This window comes from Rhodobacter sp. NSM, assembly GCF_052244495.1.
Lineage (GTDB): Bacteria > Pseudomonadota > Alphaproteobacteria > Rhodobacterales > Rhodobacteraceae > Cereibacter_A.
On the sequence record NZ_JBQPXH010000024.1, the window covers coordinates 19,685 to 28,604 of the forward strand.

The following is an 8,920-nucleotide window of genomic DNA, read 5'->3' on the forward strand; positions in this document are numbered from 1 at the left end:
TCCCGGCCAGGGCAGCGGGGGCGCCGCAGGCCCTCTTCAGAGCAGGAAGTCGCTCGCGCTCAGCCGGTCCACGTCCGAGACCAGGATCTCGAAATCCGCCCGGCGGTCGCCGGTGACGTCGGCCCGCACGAGGATGTCGTCGCCCGTGTCCACGCACCAGACCGACCAGGCCCGGGCCGTGCTGCCGCTGAAGGCGAAGGCCTGATCGCCCGCCGCGGATCGGGCGTCGATTGCCCGGAGGTCGATGTCGTCGATCCCGTGGACGAAATCGCGGATCGTGTCATGGCTGCTGCCGGGGCGGCTGTCGGCCACCGAGCGGAACAGGAAGACGTCGCGCTGCCGGTCGTCGCCTCCCTGCAGGAGGTCGCGCCCCGCCTCGCCGCAGATCAGGTCGGACCCGGTGCCGCCGTCGATACGGTCGTTGCCCGTCCCGCCATAGAGCCGGTCGTTCCCGCCGCGGCCAAGGATCGTGTCGTTGCCCGCATGGCCGCGGACGAGATCGGCCATGTTCGACAGGTCGAACCGGTCGGCCCCGCCGAGGATCGAGCGCAGGAGGCTCTGGTCGTCCGAGGTCGCGCGGGTCAGCCCCGCATTGTAGAGCGCGACCGCCGAGACCGAGGCCCGCTCGATGCCCCAGAGCGGCCGGTAGGAGGAGCCGGAGTAGGCCACCTCGACATAGGCCGTCACGGTCCCGCCGGTGATGCGGTCCGTGGCGTTGGAATAGCCGATCGACTGGCCACCGAAGAGGCTGCCGTATTCCGTCCCGCCTTCGACCCAGTCCGCCACGAAGACGTCCCGGTAGGTGATGCCGTTGAAGCTCGCGTAAACATTGTCGAGAAATTCGGCGTAGGTGCCGAAGCGATCAATCCGATTGAGATCGAGCTGATCCATGTTCAGCCCGACATAGGAAAATATGTTTGCCATGTGATGCCTTCCTGCGGCCGGATTCCCCGGCCTTCCGTCCTTTTCGCCCGTTTCCGGAGGGAAACGGACGTTTGCGGACCCTGTCGCCGCATCTGGACCGGTGCGTGTCGGAGCTGCGTCCTTTCCGTGGCAGGCCACCACGGCTGGAGGGTCTTTTTCAACCTGAGCGGTTTTGGCAGCGCTTTCCGGCTCGGGCCAGCCGGAGAGGCGGGGGGCCGGCCTCCTTGCTGCGAAGGCCCGGGGCTTCATGCCTGCCGGCAGACCTCCCTCCAGGACGCCATCGTCTCCGGGGCACGCTCGCCGGACATCCCGTCCCCGGAGCGCAGGCGCGGTCAGATCACGAGATCGGCGGCATAGGCGGTCAGGATCCACCGGGGCAGGATCGGGTCGGCCTTCACCAGCCGGCCGGCTGCGAAGACGAGCATCTGCCGCGGAGGCTGGTTGAGGCGGGAGTTGTCGAAGACCATGCCGCGATCGGCCGCCAGCACCGCCTGCCGGATGAGGGGCTGGCTGCGCTCGTAGCGCGCACGGATCTTGTCCTCGGGCACGTCATGCCCGCCTTCCCCCGTGCGGGCCCTGACGCGCCCCACGGAGAGATCGGGACCGTCGACGCCCACGTGCATGACGATGACGAGGTAGCCGCGCCCCAGGGCAGCCTCGATGAGATCAAGCTTGGACGGGTGCGAGAACACGGTCTCGGCGGCGAAGCTCCGGCCCGCTTCCAGCATCTCGGTGCGCCGGACCCCGGCGATCCTCGCGGCCTCGTACGAGGCCTCCGGCGAGGGATCCCGAAGCTCGTCGCGCTGGATGATGTCCGCATTGATGAAGGGACTCGCGAAGCTCGGGGCGACGCGGGTCCGGTAGAGGGTCGACTTGCCGGCGCCGTTGGGTCCGGCGAGCAGGACGAGGCTCGGCCTCATGCGGCGGTGTCGGTCCCGGCGTGGACGAGGTTGCCGCCGGCATCGAGGCCAACGCCCCGGCCGAGCGCCTGGCGCCGGGCGAAGAAGGACTCCTCGGCCTCCGAGGGCCGTCCCATCTTCTCGGTGAAGGCATCAAGCCAGGCGGCCTCCTCTCCCTCGCTCAGCCGGGTCGTGTCGCGCCTGCCCTCGAGGGCCGCGACGATGCGGGCATGGTCGAAGCTGCCCGACTGTTCGATCGCCCGGCCGATCCTGAGCCAGTGGGTGATCTGGCCGGCCACGGACCGGCTGTTCAGCTCCGCCTCGCGGCGGACGAGGGCCATGATGTCATCGGCCAGCTTCACGGATTGAGCCATGGGTCGCCTCCTCTGTCGGTCGCAAGGTAGCAAAATGCTACCTTCAGATCAAGGTCGGGACCAATGTGGGGCAGCCGCCACCGGCACATGCGGCCTTCCCTGCCCGTTCGGGAGAGGGTCCGCCTTGCCCGAGGCGCGCATCGAGGGGGTCGGCGCCATGGACACCCAGCGCCCGGACAGGCGGGAGGGTGAGGCATCATGGCTCGCCCCCTGCGTGACATGGTCACTGACGCGAGGCCGGGGGCCTGCGTAAGAGGGCGCGCGCCCATGTCCTCTCCCATGGGAGGACCGGCCCGGATCCTCCTCGGGAGAGGGAGGGGCGGGCCGGCCTCTCGCCCGGAGAAGCCGCCCAAGTCCTTCCGCCCGCTTCCGGGCGGATCCACCGGAAAGACCAGGATCCATGAGCTACAAAGAGAAGATCGACGACATCCGCGACGAGCTGCGCTCGCTCTACAAGGCCGCGCCCGAGCAGACCAAGGGCTTCGGCGCGCTCTCGAAGGCGGTGAAGGAGAGCGGCGTCCTCGGCCACAAAGAAAAGGAATTCGTGGCGCTCGGCATGGCCCTCGTGCAGCGTTGCGAGCCCTGCATCGTGCTCCATGTCGAGGCGCTGATGAAGGCCGGCGCCAGCCGCGAGGAGCTGACCGACGTGCTGGCCATGTCGATCCAGATGAGCGGCGGCCCCGGCATGATGTATGCGGCCAAGGCGCTGGCCTGCTGGGACGAACTCGCCGCGCAGGGCTGACGGGCCTCGGGCGGGAGCTTTCCCGCCCCTCCCCTCGTTCCCGAGGGATCACGCCCCTCGGCCCTCCGGGCTGCCGGTTTCCGGACGTCCGATCAAGGCCCCGGGTTCCGGGGCTTCCGGTTTCAGGGGCCGTCGCGCCGCCGGTTTCCGGAATTCCGGTTTCCGACCCATGCGCCCCGGTCTGGCGCCGGCGCGTCAGCCAGCGCAACCGCAGCCCTCCCCGTCCTCCTCCGCATGGTCGTGCGCCCCTGCCGGGGCCAGCCGGCCGGCCGCGAGACCGGCAGCGGCGCGCGCCGGATCACTCTCGGCGGTGGCCACCGCGAGGAGGCCGCGCGCGGCCATCCGGCGGACGAAGCCTTCGCCTGCGCTGGCCGCGATCACCGCCTCGACGCCGTCGAGCGGATGCGGGCCCTCGCCCCGGAACTCGTGGATCGAGAGCTCCTTCGGCAGGTCGAGCCGGCCGACCTCCTGCGCGGGCCCTCCCACGGGCACCTCGAAGATCAGGAAGCGGCGGGTCTTGCCCGCGTGCGGGGTCACGGTGCGGAAGTTCTGGCTGGCCACGGCGATGCGCATCAGGAAACCTTTCAAGGGAGCCGGCGGCAGCCCGCCGCCGGATCGGGCGGCAGCCCGCGCCGCCGCGGCCCGTAGCCTGCCGCGTTCCGGAAAGGCGGTCTGTGACCCGGTCACAGAAGGCTCAAGGGAGCGGGCAGCCGACCAGTGTGCGGCCAGCAGAGTGGGAACGGATGGGGGAGGGGCCGCTCAGGCGCCGAAACCCACCTGCCAGATCATGAAGGGCACCGCCGAGAGCGGGATCAGCGAGACGAGGATCAGCGCCCCGTCCCGCGTCAGCAGCCCTGCCGCGAAGAGGGCGATGGCGGCCGAGGCGATCGAGCCCGAGGTGGGGATCACCTCCATGAAGGGCATGACCAGCGTCAGCAGCAGGATGCAGCCGAGCGGCAGGAAGAGCCAGGGCCGGTGGACGAGGAAGGTGAGCCGCGCGCCCAGGAAGCGCTCGATGAAGTGGAGCGGCCGGCGCAGCCAGGAGATCCCCTTGCAGAGCATCGAGCTCGACACCCGCTGCCGGGTGAGGATCCCGGGCAGCCAAACGCTCCGGCGCCCGAAGATCATCTGCACGGCGAGGATGAAGACGATGATCGCCACCGTCGCGGTGATGCCGGGGATGGCGCTCGCCGGCGAAGTGGAGATCAGCGAGAAGACCAGCATCAGCGAGGCGAAGGAGCGGTCGCCGAGCCGCTCGACGATCTCCTGCACGGCGATGTCCTTGTCATGGATCGCCCCCTCCAGCTCGTCCAGGACGTCGCTCAGTGCCCTTGTGCGTTCGGCCATCTCTCTACCGCCATCCCTTTCCCGGGGTTCCCGCGGCAACGATGCGGAGCAGGCAGGGTTCCTGCGGAGGGGCTGCAATGGCACCGGAAGGGCCGATGACGTTGCGGGATCTTCCTGCCCCGGGCGTCGGGCGCGCCGCCCGCATCGCCCATCGGCGGCCCCCCGGCTTCCTTCCGCAGCAAGGGCGGCAGGCGGGGTGCCGCCTTCAGGCACCGCGTCCCAAAGGCCCCGCCCATCCGGCGCAGTCATTTATTGCGGCAGTCCAAGTCCCGGCTCCTCGGCGACCGCACGGGGCCGCGAGGACCGGCCTCTGCCCTTCCTCAGCAGGCCGTCCCGTCGGGGATGCGCGGGCAGGCGTCTGTCACCGCCACTTCCGCGGGGGCGAGGCCGATCCAGTCCGCGATCGGCGCCTCGTCGAAGCCTGCCTCGCACTGCTCGCCCACCTGCATCAGCGGCCGCCGGATCAGCAGCGGATCCGCCACCATCAGCGCGAGCGCCGCCTCGGGGTCGAGCCGGTCGGGCACCACCTCGCTCGATTTCATCCGCGGCGACGCGGCGTTGAACCATTGCGCCACCGGCCGGGTGCCGAAGAAGGGCCGCAGCCGGGCGGCGGTCCACTCCTCGGCGATGAGGCTGCGCACCTCGAGCCGGTGGCCGGAACCCCTGAGCCGCGCTTTCTGCCGCGCATTGCCGACGCAGCCCGGCTTTTCATAGAAGATCACCTCGGCCATCCGCCGCTCCCTGTTGTCGTTCCGTTCGACCGGTCCCACCGCGCATTCGGCCCCTCGACGAAAAACACCGGAAGGCCCACGAGCGTCCCGCTCTTCACTGCAGACGCTCGGCGATCCACATCTTGATCAGGGACTGGCGCGTGACGCCGAGATGGCGCGCCTGCCTGTCGAGGCCGTCGACCACCCAGGTGGGGAAGTCCACGTTCACGCGCTTGACCTGATCATTCGGCCGCCTGGCCCTAGACCAGTCGATATCCGCACCGACGTCCTTTCCGGCGTCGAACTTCGCATCGAATTCAGTTGCCTTCATAATGTCTGATCTCCTCGTTCCGGGATCGGCGCACCGAGATGATCCGCACCCTGTCAGCCCTGCGGGTCCAGACGGCTGTCCAGTGCCTGCCATCGATCCTGCCGATGGAGAGGAAGCGCGGCTCATCCTCGGTCCTCGCAGGCACCTCCAGCAGCCATGGATCGGACCACAGGGCTCGGGCCTCATTAAAGTCGATGCCGTGCTTCTCCTGGTTGGCCGCGCTCTTGGCGGGATCGTATTCGAAGTCCATGGATAAATATGGTATGAAAACTATATCCAATCAAGGAGGCCGCGAACTCCGGAGGGGCGCGTCCCTTCCGCCTGCCCCGATCAGGCGGGGGTTAGCGTGACCGCCACATCCGCAGGCTTCGCGTGATAGGGCGCGGAGGTGACCAGCACCTGCGCACCGGCGCCGGCATAGGCCGCGGCATTGCTGGGATGGATGCCCCCCGCCGCGGCCAGCGTCACTGCGGAGCCCGCGAGCGCCTCGGCCACGCGCGCCACCGCCTCGGGGGCGAACTTCTCGAGCTGCACCACGTCGGCGCCCCATTCAGCCGCCTGCAGCGCCTCGTCATGGCCTGTTACCTCGACCACGAGGCTCTTCTCGGGGCAGGCCGCGCGCAGCCGCTTGAGCTGGCCCTTGAGGCAGCCCGCCGCGAAGGCCCGGTGTTCGGGAAAGACCAGCACCGTGTCGGAAAGCCCGGCCCGGTGGATCGTGGCGCCGCCGGCCGCCACTGCCTTGAAGGCCATCGCCCGCGTACCCGGCACGGCCTTGCGGGTGCAGGCCACCACCACCCCGGACTCGACCGCCCGGGCGGCCCCGACGATGGCGCGGGCCGAACTCGCCACACCCGAGGCCCATTCCATCAGCGTCTGCGCCACCTTCCAGCCTGCAAAGAGCGCCTCGGCCGGACCCGCGGCCCCGAGGATCAGCTCGCCCGGCGCCCGCGCGGTCCCCGAGGGCGCCGCCACATCCACCGCGCAGCCGAGAAGCTCAAACATCCGGGCGGCCTCCTCGACCCCGCAGAGCGCCATCGAATCGCGTGCCGCCATGACGATATGCCCCCGCACCGCTCCGAATGAGAGCGAACGCGTAGTCAGGTCGCCATAGGGCACGTCCTCACGCATCATGGCGAGGAGCGCTTGGTCGTCGATGAGAAACATGGGCTGGATCCTCCGATATATAGTTCGAGTGAATAGCGCTATGATGCGGGTAGCGCGAGCCATGCCAATCCGCCGGCGGCGGGCGCGGGATGCAGACCGCACTCCACAAAGTGTTTCCTATTCAGCAACATAGGGGCGACAGGCCAGATGGGCCGTCGCATGCGCACGTCCTGCGGCACGGTAGCACAGCAACAGGCCTGTCCGGCTTGCGACGGTAGCGGCCTTGGCCAGGAAAGGCGGAAGCCGCAGTGGCTTGGGTGCATATGCCGACTTGACAGAATTGGCCCGCCTGTTCACCATCCACGCTGTTCATATTCAAGCCGCAGGCCGGCAGACCCGGCACAATGATCTATTAATTTTGCATTAAAGGCCGATCTTTTTTGCTCTCTGGAGCTCGGGAAACCAATGATTAATAAGCTTCGAACAGCTTGGCGGCACTTTAAGCATATGTATCGCCTTCCTGATCGCTTCGAACGTTTCGAACTCATCGTCAATACGGCGCATATGTCTCCAGTTGATCGCCATGTGACGATGCATCTAGCAACAAGCCATCATGCGGTATACGCCATTAGTTACGCACATTGGCGAACAAAGCGAATAAACAAAATTCTTGAATTATACGGCCCGGAGTGGTTTTTAGGAAAGCGCGTTCTTGAGTTGGGCAGTGGCTTAAGTGATATTGGCGCCTTCTTTGCGGATCTTGGAGCATCAGTCTTGTGCCTCGAAGGGCGCAACGACACAGCCCAAATAGCGCGCTTAAAACATCGAAATGTTTGCAATTTTAATGTGGAAGTTTTTGATTTGGAGGAGGATTTTACTACGTTCGGCAAGTTTGACATGATTATTCACTTTGGCCTGCTATATCACATCCCTGATGTTGAGAAGCATCTGGCACGCTGCTTTTCAATGGCGAATGAAGTGGTTTTGGAAACCGTTGTGTGCGACAGCAGCGATCCTATGAGAATTGAACTTGTACAGGAGAGAAAGGACGTCATTGAAGAAGCGATGCATGGAACAGGGAGCCGGCCATCCGCTGCATTTGTCGAGCGCATCGCGAAGGAGAATGGATTTAGACCTCAAATGGTCACAACATCAGACTTAAACGTTGGCAATCAGTTTGTATACGACTGGATTTCAAGGGATGATGGCGACTTGGGCGGATGGAGAAAGCGAAGGTTCTGGAAAATTTCAGCGAGCTAGTCCGGCTTGAAGAATGGCGAAGCGTTTGATCTAGCGCGCGAAAGCCGATGTTTCAGTAGTCCGTTCGGCGTTGATGATGTGACCGCCCCCCGACGGCATCGATGTGCCAAGGTGATGGGGTGGATGCCTCCCTCCCTGGCGGCATCGCAATGTGCCAAACCTTGATGGTTGAGGCTCAAGGAAAGGGAAGGAGGCATCCATGACTGAGGTTACAATCGTCGGGGTCGATATTGCAAAGAACGTCTTCCATCTCCACGGTGCGGCGTCCGATGGCTCTGTTGTTTTTCGCAAGAAGCTGACCCGGACGCAGTTCCAACGCTTCATGGCGTCGCAGCCTGCTTGTGTCGTGGCCATGGAGGCTTGCGGTGGCGCCCATCACTGGGCTCGGGCGATGAAGCTGCAAGGCCATGAACCGCGCTTGATCGCGCCGGGCTATGTCCGGCCTTTCGTGAAGCGCCAGAAGAATGACATGGCCGATGCAGAAGCGATCGTCGAGGCTGCTCTGCGCCCGACCATGCGGTTTGTGGAAGCGAAGAACGAAGCTGCGCAAGCCCGCTGCATGCTGTTTCGCGTTCGCGACCAACTCGTCCGCCAGCGCAGCCAGACCGTGAATGCGCTTCGTGCCTTCCTCGCCGAGTTTGGCCAGGTTGCTCCGGTCGGCATGCAGAACATCAGCCGCTTGGCGACTATTGTCGCGGACAAGGCCACATCACTGCCGGCGCTTGACTGCCGGCGCTTGCGCGCGAACTCTGCGAAGAAATGCTCGAGAGGATCAATGCATTCTCCGAGCGTCTCATTCACCTGACGCGGCGGATCAACGAGGTAGCTGCACAGACCCCGGACGTTGCACGGCTCCGGACCATGCCGGGCGTGGGGCCGGTCACGGCTATCGCCATCCGCAGCTTCGCCCCGCCGCTGGAGCAGTTTCGATCAGGCCGGGATTTTGCTGCCTGGCTCGGGCTGGTGCCACGACAGAATTCGACCGGTGGCAAGGAACGCCTCGGCCGTGTGTCCAAGATGGGCCAGAACGATATCTGACGGTTGCTGGTCATCGGCGCGATGGCCGTCATGTATCGACCCAGAGAAAATCTGCTCATGCTACAAGGAGTAAGGTAGCAATGAGTGTGACGATGGCCGATGCGAAGCGGCTCACGCAACCGATCGCTGCCATGACCCCGACCGCCACCACCATGTCGACACCCGGGATCGTCATCAGCCGCCTGACATCT

Annotated in this window: 11 protein-coding genes and 2 pseudogenes; 3 read left to right on the forward strand and 10 right to left on the reverse strand. The window is 65.9% G+C overall.

The window, feature by feature from the left end; translation table 11 throughout:
* Nucleotides 1–36: 36 nt before the first annotated feature.
* The 3 genes from ACTVZP_RS20965 to ACTVZP_RS20975 form a co-directional block, all read right to left on the reverse strand.
* Entirely contained in the window at nucleotides 37–924 is an 888-nt protein-coding gene (locus ACTVZP_RS20965) for a M10 family metallopeptidase C-terminal domain-containing protein (protein WP_443214100.1), read from the reverse strand.
* Nucleotides 925–1,256: 332 nt separating this feature from the next.
* On the reverse strand, nucleotides 1,257–1,844 hold the full coding sequence (locus ACTVZP_RS20970) for a zeta toxin family protein (protein ID WP_443214101.1): 588 nt from the start codon (nucleotides 1,842–1,844) through the stop codon (nucleotides 1,257–1,259).
* A complete protein-coding gene (locus ACTVZP_RS20975) occupies nucleotides 1,841–2,197 on the reverse strand; it encodes a TA system antitoxin ParD family protein (RefSeq protein ID WP_443214102.1) in 357 nt (118 codons plus the stop codon). The genes ACTVZP_RS20970 and ACTVZP_RS20975 overlap by 4 nt, the downstream gene beginning before the upstream one ends.
* 400 nt (nucleotides 2,198–2,597) lie before the next feature.
* Between ACTVZP_RS20975 and ACTVZP_RS20980 the strand changes: the two genes are divergently transcribed.
* A complete protein-coding gene (locus ACTVZP_RS20980; protein WP_443214103.1) occupies nucleotides 2,598–2,939 on the forward strand; it encodes a carboxymuconolactone decarboxylase family protein in 342 nt (113 codons plus the stop codon).
* A 195-nt stretch (nucleotides 2,940–3,134) separates the two neighbouring features.
* Here the strand turns inward: ACTVZP_RS20980 and ACTVZP_RS20985 are convergent, their stop codons facing one another.
* From ACTVZP_RS20985 to modD, 6 genes are all read right to left on the reverse strand, one after another.
* Nucleotides 3,135–3,512: a NifB/NifX family molybdenum-iron cluster-binding protein gene (locus tag ACTVZP_RS20985; RefSeq protein ID WP_443214104.1), complete on the reverse strand. Its 378-nt coding sequence runs from the start codon at nucleotides 3,510–3,512 to the stop codon at nucleotides 3,135–3,137.
* Between the two features lie 186 nt (nucleotides 3,513–3,698).
* Nucleotides 3,699–4,286 carry an exopolysaccharide biosynthesis protein gene (locus ACTVZP_RS20990; protein ID WP_443214105.1) on the reverse strand — a complete coding sequence of 196 codons (588 nt, stop codon included), beginning with the start codon at nucleotides 4,284–4,286 and terminating at the stop codon, nucleotides 3,699–3,701.
* A 320-nt stretch (nucleotides 4,287–4,606) separates the two neighbouring features.
* Nucleotides 4,607–5,017 carry an ArsC/Spx/MgsR family protein gene (locus ACTVZP_RS20995; protein WP_443214106.1) on the reverse strand — a complete coding sequence of 137 codons (411 nt, stop codon included), beginning with the start codon at nucleotides 5,015–5,017 and terminating at the stop codon, nucleotides 4,607–4,609.
* Nucleotides 5,018–5,111: 94 nt separating this feature from the next.
* Complete coding sequence (brnA, locus tag ACTVZP_RS21000; protein ID WP_443214107.1) at nucleotides 5,112–5,327, reverse strand: type II toxin-antitoxin system BrnA family antitoxin; 216 nt, start codon at nucleotides 5,325–5,327, stop codon at nucleotides 5,112–5,114.
* Nucleotides 5,314–5,577, reverse strand: coding sequence for a BrnT family toxin (locus ACTVZP_RS21005; RefSeq protein ID WP_443214108.1), 264 nt, complete (start codon nucleotides 5,575–5,577; stop codon nucleotides 5,314–5,316). The genes brnA and ACTVZP_RS21005 overlap by 14 nt, the downstream gene beginning before the upstream one ends.
* 80 nt (nucleotides 5,578–5,657) lie before the next feature.
* Entirely contained in the window at nucleotides 5,658–6,491 is an 834-nt protein-coding gene (gene modD / locus ACTVZP_RS21010; RefSeq protein ID WP_443214109.1) for a ModD protein, read from the reverse strand.
* A 405-nt stretch (nucleotides 6,492–6,896) separates the two neighbouring features.
* Here modD and ACTVZP_RS21015 point away from each other — a divergent pair, with 405 nt between their 5' ends.
* Both ACTVZP_RS21015 and ACTVZP_RS21020 read left to right on the forward strand, forming a co-directional pair.
* Nucleotides 6,897–7,691, forward strand: coding sequence for a class I SAM-dependent methyltransferase (locus tag ACTVZP_RS21015; RefSeq protein WP_443214110.1), 795 nt, complete (start codon nucleotides 6,897–6,899; stop codon nucleotides 7,689–7,691).
* A gap of 199 nt (nucleotides 7,692–7,890) precedes the next feature.
* Nucleotides 7,891–8,726 (forward strand): annotated as a pseudogene (locus ACTVZP_RS21020) (transposase); the annotation flags it as partial.
* A 103-nt stretch (nucleotides 8,727–8,829) separates the two neighbouring features.
* On the opposite strand, the pseudogene ACTVZP_RS21025 reads toward ACTVZP_RS21020, so the two are convergent.
* A pseudogene (locus ACTVZP_RS21025) lies at nucleotides 8,830–8,920 on the reverse strand (transposase); the annotation flags it as partial.

What these genes read in the sequence shown, in the direction of transcription:
- ACTVZP_RS20990 (WP_443214105.1), bottom strand. Translation starts at nt 4,286, where the DNA reads ATGGCCGAACGCACAAGGGCACTGAGCGACGTCCTGGACGAGCTGGAG.
- ACTVZP_RS20970 (WP_443214101.1), bottom strand. Translation starts at nt 1,844, where the DNA reads ATGAGGCCGAGCCTCGTCCTGCTCGCCGGACCCAACGGCGCCGGCAAG.
- ACTVZP_RS20985 (WP_443214104.1), bottom strand. Translation starts at nt 3,512, where the DNA reads ATGCGCATCGCCGTGGCCAGCCAGAACTTCCGCACCGTGACCCCGCAC.
- ACTVZP_RS20975 (WP_443214102.1), bottom strand. Translation starts at nt 2,197, where the DNA reads ATGGCTCAATCCGTGAAGCTGGCCGATGACATCATGGCCCTCGTCCGC.
- ACTVZP_RS21015 (WP_443214110.1), top strand. Translation starts at nt 6,897, where the DNA reads ATGATTAATAAGCTTCGAACAGCTTGGCGGCACTTTAAGCATATGTAT.
- brnA (WP_443214107.1), bottom strand. Translation starts at nt 5,327, where the DNA reads ATGAAGGCAACTGAATTCGATGCGAAGTTCGACGCCGGAAAGGACGTC.
- modD (WP_443214109.1), bottom strand. Translation starts at nt 6,491, where the DNA reads ATGTTTCTCATCGACGACCAAGCGCTCCTCGCCATGATGCGTGAGGAC.
- ACTVZP_RS20980 (WP_443214103.1), top strand. Translation starts at nt 2,598, where the DNA reads ATGAGCTACAAAGAGAAGATCGACGACATCCGCGACGAGCTGCGCTCG.
- ACTVZP_RS21005 (WP_443214108.1), bottom strand. Translation starts at nt 5,577, where the DNA reads ATGGACTTCGAATACGATCCCGCCAAGAGCGCGGCCAACCAGGAGAAG.
- ACTVZP_RS20995 (WP_443214106.1), bottom strand. Translation starts at nt 5,017, where the DNA reads ATGGCCGAGGTGATCTTCTATGAAAAGCCGGGCTGCGTCGGCAATGCG.
- ACTVZP_RS20965 (WP_443214100.1), bottom strand. Translation starts at nt 924, where the DNA reads ATGGCAAACATATTTTCCTATGTCGGGCTGAACATGGATCAGCTCGAT.